Genomic DNA, 16,203 nt, shown 5'->3' on the forward strand with positions numbered 1-16,203 from the left:
CTACGGCGCGACCGAGATCACCACCCGGCGATTGGCGGAAAAGCTGTCGCCGAACTGCTCGGTGGCGCCGGCGCCGGTGGCTGAGACCTTCTCGAATTTCAGCCCGGCCTGCTTCAGGTAGGCCAATACGTTCTGCGCCCGCTCGATGGCGAACAGCGCGTTGGTGGCGTGGTTGCCGGCGCGGCTCGAATAGCCGGTGACCAGCACCTTGCACTTCTGCTCGCCGATATCGGCAACGATCTGGTCGAGCCGCTCCATCAGCCTGGGCGTCAGGTCGTTCGAACTCTCGTTGAAACCGACCACGTTGTAGAGTTCATCGCGGTTGCAGCTGGCGCTGGTGCCCACTGCCGGGTCCGCCGACGCAAGCTTCGCGGTGGCCGCCACCGGCTTGGCCTCGGGGGCCTCCGGCAGCTTCGGCGCTGCGACTGCGGCAGGCGCCTTCACCGCAGGAACCGCCGCCGGTTCCTCGGTCACCGCGGCGACCTCGGCGGTCGCCGGCTCTGCGGCCGGCGGCGCTGCCGCGATGGTGGCGTCCGGCAATGGCCAACCGCCGGTCGGCGCGCGCGACACGCCCTCGACATTGCCGTCCTTCAGCACCAGGAACTCGCCTAGCAACTCGTTCTGGGTGTTGGCGGTGGTTCCCTGTGTCGAAAGTCCCGACACCGTCACGGCACGCCCGTTCACCGCCACTGCTGCCAGATAGAGGTTGCGATCGCGGTTCGAGCCGTCGCCGCCATAGGCCTCGTTCACCAGCCGCACGCGGACTTCGCCGCCGGGTTTGAAGATATCCTCGGGGATGTCGAACGAAAAGCTCTGCACATAGGGGGTCTTGTCCGCGGCATCGGCGAAGCGGCCGGCCGTGGCCGTGTCGATGGCAGCGTTCACCGCGCCTTCGCCCAGCGGCTTGCCGTCGAACGTCACCTCGAACCTGGGAGGCCCGTCATAGGCCTCGCCCCCGATGATCAGCTGCAGGCTGCTGCCCGCGGCGAAGGCGCCGGATGCTGCGCACAGCGCAAAGGCGGCCGCGAGGACCGCCGTCTTCAAGGTGGACATGTCGCCCTCCACATCTGTCTGCAACGACGAGTGCTAGGCAACGGCTTGGGCGATAGTTCGGAGACAAAGCGGCAGGCTGCCACGCCTTCGCCCGGCTTTGGCCGCAAAGCGCCAGAGGGTTGCAGCCGGCCGCGGGGTGCCCCATATCTGGCCGCATCCAGTCCGATCGCAGTTGACTAGCGGCTCGAAGCCACCACTTCGACGGCCAGGGCATGCACGCCCGCCTTGAGTTCGGCATCGAGCGCCGCCATCACGGCCCGATGCTGGGCAAGACGCGATTGACCGGTGAACAGGGGAGAGGCGATCCGGACACGGAAATGCGTCTCGCCGCCCTCCCGGTAACCGCCGTGCCCTCTATGTTTCTCGCTCTCGTCGATCACTTCAAGATGGGTCGGCGTGAATTTGACCGAAAGTTTTTCTGCAATCGTATCGCGAACGGACATATGGATACCGGTTCAGTTTGAGGCGTGGCCGTGGCCCCGTAACTAGGATTGATGAAGCTGGATTCCAAGTATTTTGACCGCATCCGGATCCGATCTCGGCACCCGGAACCCGAAGCGCAGCCCGATGTCCCGGCCTGCGGCTGGGAGGGGTGCGACCAGCCCGGCCTCTACAAGGCGCCCAAGGGCAACCGAGCCGTCGGCCAGTACCACCACTTCTGCCTCGAGCACGTGCGCCACTACAACCAGGTGTTCAACTTCTTCGCCGGCATGAAGCCCGAGGAGATGGAAAGCCATCTCAGCGCCGAGAAGGAAACCGACGGCCGCCCGAGCTGGGGGTTCGGCGCCAAGCCGGGCGCAGGCACCGGTCCGCGCATGCCGCGCGGCGCCCCGCGCAACCCCAATGCCAAGCGGGTCAACGATCCGTTCGGGGTGTTTGCCCGCTACGCCCGGCACCAGAAGCGCGAGCCGCAGCAGGAGCGGGTCAAGCCGCTGCACGAGCAGGATCGGCGCTCGTTCGAAACGCTCGGCTTCAAGGGTTATGCCAAGTCCGACGAAATCAAGGCCGCCTACAAGGCACTGGTGAAGGTGCATCACCCCGATGCCAATGGCGGCGACAAGAGCTCCGAGGACCGCCTGCGCGCCATCATCGCCGCCTATGCGCACTTGAAGTCAAAGGGCTTCGTCGCGCGCTGACATCGGCAGGCGGGATGAATCTTTGTTATGGCACTATTTGTGCCGCCAATAGATGCCGCCAGGTGCCCGCGACGCCGGGCCTGGCGCCCATTGCACCCGCTATGGTCCGATTGTCGCGCAGCCCTACCGCGCGGCAGCCGATGCTGCTATAGAGCCGGCAACCGCCAAGGCAGCCGTCTTGACCTATTTCCTTCCGCGAGCCTCGTGAAATGCCTGAATTCAACAATCTGCCGAACAAGCAATATTCCGTCCGCGAAACCTTTGGCATCGACAGCGACATGAAGGTGATGGGCTATGCGGAGACCGATCCGCATGTGCCGCCGATGGATCCGGACTATCTGTTCGACCGCAACACCACGCTGGCGATCCTTGCCGGCTTTGCCTTCAACCGTCGTGTCATGGTGCAGGGCTACCACGGCACCGGCAAGTCGACCCATATCGAGCAGGTCGCGGCGCGCCTCAACTGGCCGCTGGTCCGCGTCAACCTCGACGCCCACGTCTCGCGTATCGACCTCGTCGGCAAGGACGCGATCGTGCTCAAGGACGGCAAGCAGATCACCGAGTTCCGCGATGGCATCCTGCCTTGGGCGGTGCAGAACAACATCGCGCTGGTGTTCGACGAATACGATGCCGGCCGTCCCGACGTGATGTTCGTGATCCAGCGCGTGCTCGAGACGCAGGGTCGCCTGACGCTGCTCGACCAGAACCGCGTCATCACCCCGCATCCGGCCTTCCGGCTGTTCGCCACCACCAACACGATTGGCCTCGGCGACACCTCGGGCCTCTATCACGGCACCCAGCAGATCAACCAGGGCCAGATGGACCGTTGGTCGATCGTCACCACGCTCAACTACCTGCCGCACGACAAGGAAGTCGGGATCGTGCTCGCCAAGGCCAAGACCTATACCGGCGAGAAGGGCAAGAAGACCGTCAACAACATGGTGCGGCTGGCCGATCTCACCCGTCAGGCCTTCATCAACGGCGACCTGTCGACGGTGATGAGCCCGCGCACGGTGATCACCTGGGCCGAGAACGCCGAAATCTTCGGTGACGTCGGCTTCGCCTTCCGGCTGACCTTCCTCAACAAGTGCGATGAACTCGAGCGCCCCGTGGTGGCCGAGTTCTATCAGCGCGTGTTCGGCGAAGACCTGCCGGAATCAGCTGCCAACCTGGCGGTGACCGCCTAGTGCGCCTTGCTGCCTGAAAGGCGACAGATCAGAGACCTGGAGCGCTTCGACTTTGCCAAACGGCGAAACGCTCTAGCCGGAGGCCGCGATGGCCCAGAACATCTACGATGACCCGCAATTCCTCGCCGGGTACAGCCAGTTCCCCCGCTCGCGTGATGGCCTCGAGGCCACCAGCGAGTGGCCGGCGCTGCGCGCCCTGCTGCCCGAGATCACCGGTAAGCACGTGGTGGATCTCGGCTGCGGCTTCGGCCAGCTGAGCCGTTGGCTCGGCGAGCAGGGTGCGGCCACGGTGCTCGGCATCGACCTCAGCGAAAAGATGCTGGCGCGGGCCATGGCCGAAACCCGCATTCCGGTCGTCACCTATCGGCGCGCCAACCTCGACGAACTGGTGCTCGAGCCGCTGAGCGCCGATCTGGTCGTCAGCTCAATGGCGCTGCACTATGTCGAGGACTTCGGCCGTATCGCCGAAATGCTGTTCGCGACCCTGGCGCCCGGCGGCCATTTGGTGTTCTCGGTCGAGCATCCGATCTACGCCGCACGCGCCGAGCCCGAATGGGTGACCGCCGCCGACGGACGCCAGGCCTTCGCCATCGCCGACTATCTGATCGAGGGCCGCCGCGTCACCAACTGGATCGTCGACGGCATCGTGAAGTTTCACCGCACCATCGGCACCATGCTGAACCTGCTGACCCGCGCCGGCTTCGTCTATGCCGCCGTTGACGAGTGGAAGCCGTCGGATGAACAGTTCGCGGCGCATCCGGAGTGGCGCGCCACCGAGCTGACCCGCCCGATGTTCCTGCTGATGTCCCTGACCAAGCCTGCCTAACGAGAACACTGATGGCCCCTCCGCCGCGCTCCAAGCCGAACAAGCCCGACACCACCGCCCCGTTCAAATCGGCGATGGGCGCCGCGGTGCGCGCCATTGGCGGCAAGCGCGACCTCGAGGTGAGCTTCTCGGCCGACCGCCCGATCCTCACCGCCGACAAGGCGCGGCTCGCCAACCTGCCGCGCCTGCCGACGCTGCGCGACATCGCCATCGCTCGCGGCCAGGGCGACGCCATGGCCATGCGGCTCGCGAGCCACGATCCCGAAACCCATCGCAAGCGGGCCCCCGCCGAGCCGGAGGCCCGTGCCGCCTATGATGCGCTGGAGCAGGCCCGGGTCGAGGCGCTGGGTTGCATCCGCATGCCGGGCATGACCGGCAATATCCACGAAATGCTGGAAGACCGGCTGTACCGGCAGAACTTCGCCGAAGTCAGCGACAAGGCCGACGCCCCGCTGGCCGAAGCGCTGGGGCTGATCCTGCGCGAACGCGTCGCCGGCATCGCCATCCCGCCCTCCGGCAATGCTATCGTCGAGCTGTGGAAGAAGGAAATCGAGGAGCGCGCCGGCACCTCGCTGACCACGCTCCTGACCCGCTTCGAAGACCAGGACCTGTTCAGCCGCGCCACGCGGCAATTGCTGCGCGACCTGAGCCTCGTGCCCGACAGCGATCTTGACGACGGCGAGAGCGACGACAACGAACAGGGCGACGACCAGGAACCGGAGCGCGGCCAGGACGACGAGAAGAACCCCGAGCAGGGAGAGGGGGAGAGCGAGGACGCCGAGGCCGACGAAGACCAGACCCCCGGCCAGTCCGAGCAGGAAGGCGAAGTCGAAGGCGCCGAGATGGACTTTTCCGAAACCGACGAGGACGAGAGCTCCGAGTCGGGTGAGGACCAGCCCAATCCGCCGCCGCCCGGCGCCAATGCCAAAGAGTTCCAGAACGTCTTCAACTATAGGATCTTTACCCAGAAGTTCGACGAGGTGGTGCGGGCCCCCGACCTCTGCCCGCCCGAGGAACTCGATCAGTTGCGGGCGCTGCTCGACAAGCAGCTCGAGAACCTCGCCGGCGCCGTGGCGCGGCTCGCCAACAAGCTGCAGCGCCGGTTGATGGCGCAGCAGAACCGCAGCTGGGAATTCGACCTCGAGGAAGGCCTGCTCGATACGGCGCGCCTCACCCGCGTGGTCACCGATCCGCTGCAGGCCCTGAGCTTCAAGGTCGAGCGCGACACCGATTTCCGCGACACCGTCGTGACGCTGCTGCTCGACAATTCCGGCTCGATGCGCGGCCGCCCGATCACCATCGCGGCGATCTGCGGCGATATCCTTGCCCGCACGCTGGAGCGCTGCGGGGTCAAGGTTGAGATTCTGGGCTTCACCACCCGGGCCTGGAAAGGCGGCAAGAGTCGCGAAGCCTGGCTGGAAGCGGGTCGTCCGCCCAATCCGGGCCGCGTCAATGACATCCGCCACATCATCTACAAGGCGGCCGACGAGCCGTGGCGCCATGCCCGCCGCAACCTCGGGCTGATGATGCGCGAAGGCTTGCTCAAGGAAAATATCGACGGCGAAGCCCTGCAATGGGCCCATAGGCGACTGCTTGCCCGGTCCGAAAATCGCCGCATCCTGATGGTGATCTCCGATGGTGCGCCGGTCGACGACTCGACCCAGAGCGTCAATGCCGGCAATTATCTCGAGGCTCACTTGCGCCAGGTGATCGAAGACATCGAGACCCGTTCCTCCGTGCAACTGGTGGCGGTCGGCATCGGTCACGATGTCACGCGCTACTACCGTCGCGCCGTGACCCTGCTCGACGCCGAGGAACTGGCGGGGGCGCTGACCGACGAACTGGCCTCGCTGTTCGACGAGGAAGCGCCCGGGGCCTTCCGCAAGAGCCGCTACGGATGAGGGCTGCCCGCCGTGCCTCGCGCCTCGCCGCGGCGGCACTGCTGATCGCAAGCGCAAGCGTCGCCCTGCTGGCGGCAGGCGGGCTGGGCGCCCGGGCCGACGACGAGACCGTGACCTCGGTCCCCATCTCGACCTTCGCCTCGGCCGGCATCGGTCAGCGGGTGCAGGGTCTGGTGTGGCGCGGCGGTATCGAGATGCAAAGCCAGACCGATACCTTCGGCGGCCTCTCCGGGCTCGGCTTCACCGGCCCGGACGGACGTCTGGTGATGGTCTCGGACCGCGGCAACTTCGTCTCCGGGCAGCTGCTCTATGATGAGGCGGCGCGGCCGCTGGGACTGATCGGCGTCAAGATCGAGCCGATCCAGAACTCCAAGGGCAAGGAGCTGCCGCGCGCCTATTCGCGCGACGCCGAGGCGCTGGCGGTGATCCTGCGCGATGGCCAGCCGAGTGCGGTGCGCGTCGGTTTCGAGAACCTCACGCGGGTCGCCGATTTTGCGCTGGTCGACGGCCTGCCGCAGGGCGCTGCCCGCGAGGTCAACATTCCCAAATGGCTGAGCGACACGCGCACCAACGAAACGCTGGAAGCGGTCTGCATTGCGCCCCCTACCTCCCCCATCGCCGGCTCGACCTTGCTGCTCACCGAAGGTATCATCGACGATGACGGCCAGCACTCGGCCTATCTGCTTGGCCAGAACGACAAGGGTCCGTTGAGCTACATCTCGGGCGACGGCACCAACCCGACCGACTGCGCCTTCATGCCCAATGGCGACCTCCTGGTGCTGGAGCGCGGCATCGCGCTGCTCGCCTTCCAGATGCGGCTGGTCCGTATCCCGGCCGCCGAGGTAAAGCCCGGCGCCCATATGAAGGGCGAACAGTTGCTGCATGCCGCCGGTGGCGACATCGACAACATGGAAGCTGTCGCGGTCCATACGGCCCCCGATGGCACCACCCGCATCACCCTGGTGTCGGACAACAACTTCAACGACTGGGAACGTAACCTGCTGCTGGAGTTCAGCCTGCCGGAGTGAGGAGGACGTGATGTCGGCAAGAGACGTACTCGAGGCCTATGCCGACCGCATCAACGGCCAGGACTTCGACCTGCTGACCGAACTCATCGCCCCAGACGCGACCTTCTGGTTCACCACCGGCAGCCATCGCGGCATCGCCGCCATCCGCGCCGCGTTCGAGGCGACCTGGCAGGTGATGGGCCCGAGCGAGCATTACTGGCTCGACCAGCTCGAATGGATCGCCGAAGGCGATGCCGCCGCGGCCTGCATCTACCGCTTCAACTGGCAAACCGTTGCCGACGGCAAGCCGGCCTCGGGCTCCGGCCGCGGCACCACGGTATTGAAGCGCGTGGGCGGGCGCTGGTGGATCGCCCACGAACATTTGAGCGGCTTCCCGGATCAGCCCCCTCCGGCGCAAGCTGACCCCCACCCTTGATCCCTCACCCTAAACATGGGGAGGGAGACGATAGCCTCGATCTCAGCGTGAGGGTCTCCCTCCCCTGTTTAGGGTGAGGGGACAGGGGTGGGGGTCAGCCCGCACCGGCGATCCGGCTTGGCCGCAAAAAAACTCTACGCCGCAACCTTCAGCGGCGGCAGCGGCATCAGCCTGCCCATCAGCATGCGGTAAGGCGCCAGCAACAGCAGCGCGGCGAGGAACTTCACGAGGAAGTCGCCGGCGGCGAGCGAGAGCCACAGCGGCACCTCGGGTCCGAGGCTGAGGAACGGCGCCGGGAAGCCCAGCGAGCCGTCCGGCGCACCATAGACTCCATCGACGAAGCCGAAGGCCGGTGCGAAGGCGATGGAAAAGAAGATCGCCGTATCCAGCAGCGAGCCGAACAACGAGCCGGCGAGCGGCGGCAGGAACCAGCTCCGGCTGGCCCTGAGCCGCGAGAACACCGAGATGTCGAGCAGTTGCCCGACCAGGAACGCCGTTACCGATGCGGTGGCGATGCGCGCCGTGGTGGCGGGTGCGCCCCCGGCATTCCAGGGCAGCGGATTGAAGCTCAGATAGAATGACAGCGCCACCGCAACGGCAAAGCCGAAGACCACCACCAGCCGCGCCCGTGCCGCGCCGTCATAGCGGTTGGTGAGGTCGGTGACGAGGAAAGCGAAGGGGTAGGTAAAGGCGCCCCAGGTGAGGAGATCCTTGAGGTTGATCGGCCCGAGCTGGGCATCGACCGGGTAGAGCACGAGAATATTGGACGCGGTGACCACCACGACCATCGCGGCAATGGCCGCGACAAAGCGAGCGAGCATATCCTGCACCTCTATGATAGCCGCTGGCCGGCAGCAGACCGGGGCGGCGATGGTGGAGCTTCAGCTCCGATGAGTCTTCTAGGCGCGATGTCATCCCCGCGAAAGCGGGAACCTCTGTTTCGGTGTCTCACGCCCCATTCGCAGGGGTGATACCGGTAGACGGCAAGCTGTCCCCAAAACAAACCGCGCGCCCCTTGCGAGGCGCGCGGCGAGAACTGAAAGGCCGAAGCTTACGACGCGAGAGCTGCGCGCACTTCCTTCTTCACGGCCAGCGCGACGGGCGACAGCTCGGCATCGTCTGCCTTGAGCAGGAACGCATCGAGGCCGCCGCGGTGCTCGACCGAACGCAGCGCGTTCGCCGAAATCCGCAGCTTGACCGTGCGGCCGAGCGTATCCGACAGCAGCGAGACGTTGAGGAGGTTGGGGAGGAAGCGGCGACGGGTGCGGTTGAGCGCATGGCTCACCTTGTTCCCGGTCATCACGCCCTTACCGGTGAGTTCGCAGCGGCGAGCCATTGGAGTATCCTGTCAAAAGGCCCTCGGCGGGGGACGATCCCCCGCAACGGGCTGGAGTCTGTTCTTGATTGCGGACGCTCCCATAGAGAACTGCGCCCTTTCCGTCAAGCTTGTGAACGCCGAATGCCTTGCCAGCCCGGAATGGCCTCGGGCATTTTGGCAGCTAGTATTGATTCGCTGCTTGGTGACATCGCGTCGCCGCTTGGCGACGCCGCCAGAGGTCCGTTCCCGTGTTGAACGCCGGTTTCCGCCAGACGATGCGATTGGCCGCCTTTGCCGTGGCGCTGCTCAGCCTGCCCGCCGGCGCCGCCGAATTGGCGGCCCGCGCCGAGTACATGGTCACCATGGGCGGCACCCATGTCGCCAACGCGCGCGTCAATCTCAACGACAACGGCTCGATCTATTCGCTCGTGCTCGACGCCAAGATTACCGGGCTGGCGCAACTGGTGGCCAGCGGCACCGCCAAGGCGACCTCGTCGGGCAGTTCCGGAGCCACCGGCCTCAAGGCGCAGAAATTCGACATCGTGACCCGGGCCAGCGGCGAAGAGTTCACCGCTGCCGTCACCTATGCCGGCGGCTCCGTCGACAGCTTCAAGGTGGCCCCGCCGATCGTCAACAATATCGACCGGGTGGCGATCGAGCGGAAGCACCTCGTCGCCGCCAACGATATGCTGGCCCCCTTCGTCCTCAAGGGACCGGCGCTCGACAAGCAATTGTGCAGCCGGCAGATGCCGATCTTCACCGGCGTCGAGCGCTTCAACCTGACCCTGAAATACGTCAAGGACGACACCGCCACGTCCAAGCGCACCGGCTACCAGGGCCCGCTGGTGCTGTGCAGCATGCACTACACCCCGATCTCCGGGCACTACACCACCAACGAGATCACCACCTACCTCGCCAGGAACGAGCGTATCCTGGTCTGGTACGCGCCGCTCAAGACCCCCGGCTACTACATTCCCTACCGGGCGCTGATCACCACCGAAGCCGGCGATCTCTCGGTCGTCCTGACCGACCTCTCCGAGTAGGATACCGGCTCTGCCGGGCGATGAACGACAGCTAAACCCCTGCCTCACCACGCGTTCAAGCGAGTGACGGCAATCTGCCTCCAATGGCTCACGTAAAGGAGGAAGCAATGACCATCGTCAAACTCGGCATCGCCGCTCTGGCCGCCAGCATCGCTCTGGGCGGCGGCGCCAACGCCCTCGAGCTGAAGGCTGGCGGTACCAGCAAGCTCGTCCCCACCAGCATCCAGCTCGGCATCGTCCCACCGCCCGACAATGTCTGCCCCGGCAAGGGCAAGCTGACCGCCTGGGTCGAGACCAACAAGCCGGGCACCATCAACATCCTGTTGGTGAAGAAGGGCGGCGCCGTCGCCGGCCCCTATCCCGTCACCACGGTCAAGGGCGCCAACGGCATCGTCATGGGCAGCTACACGCAGCACCTGGTGATCGATAATCCGATCGACGCCGAGTATCGCGTCGTCGTCGCCGGCACCCCCATACAGTCCAATTGGGTCCCGCTCATCGCCGCTTGCTAGCACAACGGCTCCCGCGCCCCGGACCATTGGCAACAGACCCATGGTCCCTCGTGCCGGCAGGCCTCCAAGCGGGGCCGCCGGCCGGGCGGCGGAACTACTTCTGGCGGGGTTCGGTGAGGTCCTCACCCGCGCCCACCCATTTGCCGGCCCGCTTCAGCTGCACCGCCTGGAGCAGCGTCGCGGCGGCATTGCGCACCTCGCCCTGCATGCCGACATCGGCATCGAGTTCGTCGTGACTGATCGCATAGGGTTTCCAGTACCCCACATAGCGATCGACCTCGGCCTTCGGTCCGGCCGGCTCGAGCTTCATGAAGCGCAACCAGTCCGAAATGGAGCGCCGCACATTCTCGGCCCCCTCGACATCGCCATGCGACACCACTGCGAACAGCCGGCCGGCAAGGTGTCGCGGGTAGTGCCAATGGTCGAGTTCGATCGTCTTGGCCGCCTCGGCGTCCTTGCCGTGAGTGAGCGTCGGGTCCGGGTTGCCGCCATCGGCGCAGACCAGCCGATCCATCATCAGCTTCAGGGGCGAACTCACCTGGTACCAGTTGACCGGCGAGACGATGAAGATGCCGTCCGCCTTCACCCACATCGGGTAGATCTCGTTCATCCAGTCCTGTACCTGGCCCAGCGAGTGGTTGGGGTAGCACGAGCACGGCCAGTGGCAGAGCGGGGCTGCGGTCGAAAAGCACGCCTTGCAGGGGTGGATATGGCGGCCGTACTCGGAGGCGAGCCGCGACAGATCGAGGATCTCGACCTCGGCTCCCCCTGCCTCGGCGAGGTCGGCCGCCATCTTCACCATCCGCCAGCTTTTCGAACTTTCGCCCGGGCAGGTGTGCTCGCTGCGCGACGAGGCGTTGATGAACAGCAGGTGCGGCGGACGCTCCCTGCTCTCGTAGACCTGTTGCGCCGCGTCGATCGCTGCCTTGGCGGCCAGCCAATCCTCCGACAGATCGTAATCCGGATCGGCGAAGCCGGGGCCGGCCTTGCGCGTACGCGGCGCCTTGCGGGAACTGCTGTAGCCGTCCCAGGCGATGCTTGCGACCCTCTCGATCTCGCTGCGCACCGCGTCAAACGCCGGATCGACGAATTGCTGCCGGTAGCGCTCGAGGAACTCCGCCTCGCTCAGTTCGACCGACGGCATTTCTTTGCGGGGGGTGGGGAATGGCTGGGGCATGCTGGCTCCTCGTTTGGAGCAACAAGCAGCCTGCGCGAGCTCGGTTCCCCTTTCCGGCTCAATGTCTCTGGACGGGCGGAACCGAAGCCCGCCGAAAAACATGGTTAACCACTGGTTACCAAAATCGGCGTGCCATTCCGGCACGGTCAACGGCTATTTTGTCAACGCTGCAGCCGGAGCGCCCGGCATTCCGGCGCCGCAGCGGTGAAAGTCGCAAAAATCTTTGCGAGTGAAGACTTTACCGCTCGTTCATACTTCCTCGATTCGGGGCTGCAAGCGGGCGAAATTAACGCCTTCGAAACCTTCCTGAACGCGATTTCGGTGGGTTGCGCCCGACGTCACAGGAAAGCCGTCGCGCTAGCGGGTCATCGGCGCGGCCACCCACCATAGGCTGTAGTGAACAAACGCGGATTTCCGAGTCGCAACCGATTCCTTTCCGGTTTGTTCTCTGTTCGTACCAGTGGTTAACGCTGGCGCGCATCACACCATGCTTTTGTTCCGCCACGAGACACTCGTTTGTTGGCGTTCGATCACCTAAATAGGGCGCGATGACTTTCGCTTCCGCCTCTTCGCTCAAGGCCATCCTTGGGCCCACCAATACCGGCAAGACCTTTTTCGCCATCGAGCGGATGCTGGCGCACCGCTCGGGGATGATCGGCCTGCCGCTGCGGCTGCTCGCCCGCGAGGTCTACCACAAGGTAGTCGACCGCATCGGCGCCCAGCATGTGGCGCTGGTCACCGGCGAAGAGCGGATCGTGCCGACGAAGCCGCGCTATTGGGTATGCACGGTGGAAGCCATGCCGCTCGACGTGCCGGTGGAGTGCATCGCCATCGACGAAATCCAGGTGGCGACCGATTTCGATCGCGGCCATGTCTTCACCAACCGCCTGCTGCACGCCCGCGGCATCAGCGAAACCCTGCTGCTCGGCGCCGCCACGATGACGCCGCTGATCCGTGCCCTGCTCCCCGATGCCGAGATCATCCAGCGCCCGCGCTTTTCCGAGCTGCTTTATGCCGGTTCCAAGAAGATTTCCCGCCAACCCAAGCGCTCGGCCATCGTCGCCTTCTCGGCCAGCCAGGTCTATGCCATCGCCGAACTGATCCGGCGCGAGCGTGGCGGCGCCGCCGTGGTGATGGGAGCGCTGAGCCCCCGCACCCGAAACGCCCAGGTCGACATGTACCAGAACGGAGACGTCGACTTCCTCGTCGCCACCGACGCCATCGGCATGGGGCTCAATCTCGACGTGCATCACGTCGCCTTCGCCGACGACCACAAGTTCGATGGCCACCAGACCCGCCAGTTGACGCCCGCAGAGTTCGGCCAGATCGCCGGACGCGCCGGCCGTCACATGCATAACGGCAGCTTCGGCGTCACCGGCCACGCCCCGGATTTCGACGAGGAACTGGTCAAGCGCCTCGAAACGCACGACTTCGAGCCGGTACGAGTGGTGCAATGGCGCAACGCCGAGCTGGATTTCGCCTCGATCGAAGACCTCAGGGCCAGCCTCGACCAGACCCCCAAGCTGAAGGGCCTCACCCGCGTTCCGGTCGCCACCGACCAACATGCGCTTGAATTCGTCGCCCGCAACGAGGCCGGCGCCGCGGCGAAAGGCGAGGCAGCGGTGCGCCTGCTGTGGGAGTGTTGCGGCATTCCCGACTACCGCGATATCTCGCCGGCGCAACACGGCGAGATCATCACCCGCATCTATCTCGACCTCACCCGGCACCGCCATGTCGACGCCGATTGGATTGCCGAGCAGGTGCGGTTCTGCGACAATGTGACAGGCGACATCGACACCCTTTCCAACCGGATCAAGCAGATCCGCACCTGGACCTTTGTCGCCAACCGCAAGAACTGGCTTGAAGACCCCGCATATTGGCGCGAAAAGACCCGGGACATTGAGGATCGCCTGAGCGACGCCCTGCATGAGCGTCTGACTCAACGTTTCGTCGATCGTCGCACCTCGGTGCTCATGCGCCACCTGAGAGACAAGCATATGGTATCGCCTGAAATTAACGACCGCGGTGAGGTGAGCCTCGAAGGCCACCTGATTGGCTCCATCGAGGGGTTCCGCTTCACTTTGGCCCGGTCGGAAGGTGGCGATGCCAAGGGCGTGGCGGCAGCCGCGGCGCAGGTCGTGGCCCCCGAGATCGCCAGGCGGGCCGAGCGCGTCGCCGGCGCCCCCAACGAGGAGTTGGTGCTCGCGACCGATGGTTATGTGCGCTGGCGCGGCCAGGTGATCGCCAACCTGGTCGAGGGCGAGCAACTGTTCACCCCGCGCCTCATCATCCTCGCCGACGAGAGCCTCACGGGTCCCGACCTCGAACGCGTGCAGGACCGGTTGAACCTGTGGCTGCGCCACCTGATCAACACCCAGCTCGAAAGCGTGCTGTCGCTCGAGGCGCCGGCCGATCTCGAAGGCACTGCGCGTGGAGTCGCCTACCGGCTGTACGAGAACCTCGGCATCCTGCCGCGCGGCGCCGTGGCCGAAGAGGTCAAGGGCCTCGACCAGGATGTGCGCGGCAAACTCAGAAAGCTCGGCGTCAAGTTCGGCGCCTACCACATCTATGTCCCGCAGAGCCTGAAGCCGGCGCCGCGCGAACTGGCGCTGATCCTCTATGCGCTCAAGCATGGCGGCGTGCGCCAGCCCGGCGTCGCCGAACTGCCGCAGATCGTGCTGTCGGGGCGCACTTCGTTCCTCATCGACCCCGAAGTGAACGTCAAGCTTTACGAGCTTGCCGGCTTCAAGGTAGCCGGCCGTCGCGCCGTGCGCGTCGACATCCTCGAGCGCCTTGCCGACATCATCCGGCCGCTGATCGCACTCAATCCGGTGACGCACCAGGGCGAGTTGCCGCCGGGCGCCGCCGAGGGCAACGGCTTCCGCGTCACCGTCGAGATGACCTCGCTGCTCGGCACCGCCGGCGAGGATTTCGCCTCGATCCTCAACTCGCTCGGCTACCGGGTCCGTCGCACGCCGAAGGTCGCAGCACCGGTGGCCGAGACCACGACCTCCACCGAGACAGTCGAGACCACTGAAACGACGACCGCCGTCGCACCATCGGCCGATGCGGCAGCCGCCGACGCTGTTGCCGCAGACGTTGTCGATGCCGACGTGAACGCCGCCGCGGCTGATGCCGTCGAGGGCGTGGCCCCGGCCGTCGAAGTCGTGGCCGAGACCGAAGCGGTGACCGTCGAGGCGGCAACCACCGATCTCGGCGCCGCTGCTCCGGCCGAAGAGCCTAAGCCGACCGAACCCGAGTTCGACGAAGTCTGGTTCCCCGCCGGTCGCCGCCCCGACAATCCGCGGCATGCCGGCCGCCACCGCGGCCCACGTACCGAGGCGGCAGAAGGCGCGGCCGAAGGCGAGAAGTCCGAGCGCCCGCAGCGTAACTTCCGCCGCCCTGACCGCCCGGAAGGCGGCGACAAGGGTGACGGCAAAGGCCGCCCGCGTTTCGAGGGCCGCCGAGATGGCCAGCGCCCCGGCAATGGCGGTGGCAAGCCGTTCGAGAACAAGGGCGGCAAGCCTGGCGGCAAACGCTTCGACAAGCCGCGCGAGGATTGGAAGGAACACCGCCCGCGCGAGGATCGGAAGCCCGCGGTGCTCGATCCGAACTCACCCTGGGCGGCGCTCGCCGCGCTGCGGAACCCCAAGTCGGAATAACGGCGCTTGGAGAAGCAACGGCTCGACAAGTGGCTGTTCTTCTCGCGCGCGGTGAAGTCGCGCACCCTGGCGCAGAAGCTGATCGAAACCGGCGCGATCCGCGTCAATTCCGAGCGCACCGACCGGTCCGACCACAAGGTCGGGCCGGGTGATGTCCTCACCATGACGGTACACACCCGGCTGCTGGTGTGGCGCATCCTCGACCCGGGCACCCGCCGCGGCCCGGCCCCTGAGGCCGCCTTGCTCTACGAGGATCTGTCGCCGGCTCCCCTGCCGCGCGACGCCGCGCCGGCCGTCCATGCCGAGCGCGCTCCCGGCTCGGGCCGCCCCACCAAGAAGGAGCGTCGCGACACCGACCGGCTGCAGGGTGACGAGGACTGAACGGGTCGGCGCCGGGATTCACCGAAAGCCTCACCGCCCAGTCCCTTGCGGCGTGGGAGAAAAAGGGCTAGCACGGCCTGCGGCTTGCCGCTTGTGCCCGGCTGAAGACCCAGCGGCCCTATAACTTGAGCAGGAACGCTCGCGAAGAATGACCTACATCGTCACGGACAACTGCATTAAGTGCAAGTACATGGACTGCGTCGAGGTTTGTCCCGTCGACTGCTTCTATGAAGGCGAGAACATGCTCGTCATCCACCCCGACGAGTGCATCGACTGCGGCGTCTGCGAGCCGGAATGCCCCGCCGAGGCGATCAAGCCCGACACCGAGGGCGGCCTCGACAAATGGCTGGAGATCAACAGTAAGTACGCCGCCGCCTGGCCCAACATCACCGAGAAGCGTGATGCTCCCGCCGATGCCAAGGAATGGGACGGCGTAGAAGGCAAGTTCGAGAAGTACTTCTCCGAGGCTCCCGGCGAGGGCGACTAGAACGCTGCCATAGCTGCGGGCTTTGCCGCGCCTGGGGCGCCACAATCAGGGCCTCGCGCCTGGGTTGTGCCGCCGCT

The 16,203-nt window shown here is 65.8% G+C and carries 16 protein-coding genes; 11 read left to right on the forward strand and 5 right to left on the reverse strand.

The features are described 5' to 3' along the window. Together APS40_RS07605 and APS40_RS07610 are read right to left on the reverse strand one after the other, a co-directional pair. Complete coding sequence (locus APS40_RS07605; protein WP_055046471.1) at positions 1 to 1,053, reverse strand: OmpA family protein; 1,053 nt, start codon at positions 1,051 to 1,053, stop codon at positions 1 to 3. Between the two features lie 176 nt (positions 1,054 to 1,229). Then, entirely contained in the window at positions 1,230 to 1,496 is a 267-nt protein-coding gene (locus tag APS40_RS07610) for a BolA family protein (RefSeq protein ID WP_055046472.1), read from the reverse strand. 51 nt (positions 1,497 to 1,547) lie between these two features. On the opposite strand from APS40_RS07610, the gene APS40_RS07615 reads away from it, so the two are divergent. The 6 genes from APS40_RS07615 to APS40_RS07640 all read left to right on the forward strand — a co-directional run bounded on the left by APS40_RS07615 (position 1,548) and on the right by APS40_RS07640 (position 7,546). Then, positions 1,548 to 2,189 (forward strand): J domain-containing protein, encoded by a 642-nt coding sequence (locus APS40_RS07615; protein WP_055046473.1) that lies wholly within the window; start codon positions 1,548 to 1,550, stop codon positions 2,187 to 2,189. A 209-nt stretch (positions 2,190 to 2,398) separates the two neighbouring features. Beyond that, positions 2,399 to 3,376 (forward strand): cobaltochelatase subunit CobS, encoded by a 978-nt coding sequence (gene cobS / locus APS40_RS07620; RefSeq protein WP_055046474.1) that lies wholly within the window; start codon positions 2,399 to 2,401, stop codon positions 3,374 to 3,376. A gap of 88 nt (positions 3,377 to 3,464) precedes the next feature. Further along, positions 3,465 to 4,202 (forward strand): class I SAM-dependent methyltransferase, encoded by a 738-nt coding sequence (locus APS40_RS07625; protein ID WP_055046475.1) that lies wholly within the window; start codon positions 3,465 to 3,467, stop codon positions 4,200 to 4,202. Positions 4,203 to 4,213: 11 nt separating this feature from the next. Then, a complete protein-coding gene (gene cobT / locus APS40_RS07630) occupies positions 4,214 to 6,103 on the forward strand; it encodes a cobaltochelatase subunit CobT (RefSeq protein ID WP_055046476.1) in 1,890 nt (629 codons plus the stop codon). Then, positions 6,100 to 7,131, forward strand: coding sequence for an esterase-like activity of phytase family protein (locus APS40_RS07635; protein ID WP_055046477.1), 1,032 nt, complete (start codon positions 6,100 to 6,102; stop codon positions 7,129 to 7,131). Before cobT ends, APS40_RS07635 begins: the two co-directional genes overlap by 4 nt. 10 nt (positions 7,132 to 7,141) lie before the next feature. Next, a complete protein-coding gene (locus APS40_RS07640; RefSeq protein ID WP_055046478.1) occupies positions 7,142 to 7,546 on the forward strand; it encodes a YybH family protein in 405 nt (134 codons plus the stop codon). A gap of 134 nt (positions 7,547 to 7,680) precedes the next feature. Here the strand turns inward: APS40_RS07640 and APS40_RS07645 are convergent, their stop codons facing one another. Both APS40_RS07645 and rpmB read right to left on the reverse strand, forming a co-directional pair. Further along, positions 7,681 to 8,367, reverse strand: a complete 687-nt coding sequence (locus APS40_RS07645; protein ID WP_055046479.1) for a queuosine precursor transporter — start codon at positions 8,365 to 8,367, stop codon at positions 7,681 to 7,683. 230 nt (positions 8,368 to 8,597) lie between these two features. Then, positions 8,598 to 8,882, reverse strand: a complete 285-nt coding sequence (rpmB, locus tag APS40_RS07650; protein WP_055046480.1) for a 50S ribosomal protein L28 — start codon at positions 8,880 to 8,882, stop codon at positions 8,598 to 8,600. A 230-nt stretch (positions 8,883 to 9,112) separates the two neighbouring features. Between rpmB and APS40_RS07655 the strand changes: the two genes are divergently transcribed. Beyond that, entirely contained in the window at positions 9,113 to 9,907 is a 795-nt protein-coding gene (locus APS40_RS07655; RefSeq protein ID WP_156342860.1) for a DUF3108 domain-containing protein, read from the forward strand. A 107-nt stretch (positions 9,908 to 10,014) separates the two neighbouring features. Further along, entirely contained in the window at positions 10,015 to 10,419 is a 405-nt protein-coding gene (locus APS40_RS07660) for a hypothetical protein (RefSeq protein WP_055046482.1), read from the forward strand. A gap of 94 nt (positions 10,420 to 10,513) precedes the next feature. Here the strand turns inward: APS40_RS07660 and APS40_RS07665 are convergent, their stop codons facing one another. After that, positions 10,514 to 11,596: a flavodoxin family protein gene (locus APS40_RS07665; RefSeq protein WP_082434252.1), complete on the reverse strand. Its 1,083-nt coding sequence runs from the start codon at positions 11,594 to 11,596 to the stop codon at positions 10,514 to 10,516. Positions 11,597 to 12,144: 548 nt separating this feature from the next. On the opposite strand from APS40_RS07665, the gene APS40_RS07670 reads away from it, so the two are divergent. The 3 genes from APS40_RS07670 to fdxA all read left to right on the forward strand — a co-directional run bounded on the left by APS40_RS07670 (position 12,145) and on the right by fdxA (position 16,126). Next, complete coding sequence (locus tag APS40_RS07670; RefSeq protein ID WP_055046483.1) at positions 12,145 to 15,258, forward strand: helicase-related protein; 3,114 nt, start codon at positions 12,145 to 12,147, stop codon at positions 15,256 to 15,258. Between the two features lie 6 nt (positions 15,259 to 15,264). Continuing rightward, on the forward strand, positions 15,265 to 15,639 hold the full coding sequence (locus APS40_RS07675) for an RNA-binding S4 domain-containing protein (protein ID WP_055046484.1): 375 nt from the start codon (positions 15,265 to 15,267) through the stop codon (positions 15,637 to 15,639). 148 nt (positions 15,640 to 15,787) lie between these two features. Next, a complete protein-coding gene (fdxA, locus tag APS40_RS07680; protein WP_055046485.1) occupies positions 15,788 to 16,126 on the forward strand; it encodes a ferredoxin FdxA in 339 nt (112 codons plus the stop codon). Positions 16,127 to 16,203: the final 77 nt, after the last annotated feature.

Source organism: Devosia sp. A16 (assembly GCF_001402915.1).
Lineage (GTDB): Bacteria > Pseudomonadota > Alphaproteobacteria > Rhizobiales > Devosiaceae > Devosia_A.

What these genes read in the sequence shown, in the direction of transcription:
- APS40_RS07605 (WP_055046471.1), bottom strand. Translation starts at nt 1,053, where the DNA reads ATGTCCACCTTGAAGACGGCGGTCCTCGCGGCCGCCTTTGCGCTGTGC.
- APS40_RS07610 (WP_055046472.1), bottom strand. Translation starts at nt 1,496, where the DNA reads ATGTCCGTTCGCGATACGATTGCAGAAAAACTTTCGGTCAAATTCACG.
- APS40_RS07615 (WP_055046473.1), top strand. Translation starts at nt 1,548, where the DNA reads ATGAAGCTGGATTCCAAGTATTTTGACCGCATCCGGATCCGATCTCGG.
- cobS (WP_055046474.1), top strand. Translation starts at nt 2,399, where the DNA reads ATGCCTGAATTCAACAATCTGCCGAACAAGCAATATTCCGTCCGCGAA.
- APS40_RS07625 (WP_055046475.1), top strand. Translation starts at nt 3,465, where the DNA reads ATGGCCCAGAACATCTACGATGACCCGCAATTCCTCGCCGGGTACAGC.
- cobT (WP_055046476.1), top strand. Translation starts at nt 4,214, where the DNA reads ATGGCCCCTCCGCCGCGCTCCAAGCCGAACAAGCCCGACACCACCGCC.
- APS40_RS07635 (WP_055046477.1), top strand. Translation starts at nt 6,100, where the DNA reads ATGAGGGCTGCCCGCCGTGCCTCGCGCCTCGCCGCGGCGGCACTGCTG.
- APS40_RS07640 (WP_055046478.1), top strand. Translation starts at nt 7,142, where the DNA reads ATGTCGGCAAGAGACGTACTCGAGGCCTATGCCGACCGCATCAACGGC.
- APS40_RS07645 (WP_055046479.1), bottom strand. Translation starts at nt 8,367, where the DNA reads ATGCTCGCTCGCTTTGTCGCGGCCATTGCCGCGATGGTCGTGGTGGTC.
- rpmB (WP_055046480.1), bottom strand. Translation starts at nt 8,882, where the DNA reads ATGGCTCGCCGCTGCGAACTCACCGGTAAGGGCGTGATGACCGGGAAC.
- APS40_RS07660 (WP_055046482.1), top strand. Translation starts at nt 10,015, where the DNA reads ATGACCATCGTCAAACTCGGCATCGCCGCTCTGGCCGCCAGCATCGCT.
- APS40_RS07665 (WP_082434252.1), bottom strand. Translation starts at nt 11,596, where the DNA reads ATGCCCCAGCCATTCCCCACCCCCCGCAAAGAAATGCCGTCGGTCGAA.
- APS40_RS07670 (WP_055046483.1), top strand. Translation starts at nt 12,145, where the DNA reads ATGACTTTCGCTTCCGCCTCTTCGCTCAAGGCCATCCTTGGGCCCACC.
- fdxA (WP_055046485.1), top strand. Translation starts at nt 15,788, where the DNA reads ATGACCTACATCGTCACGGACAACTGCATTAAGTGCAAGTACATGGAC.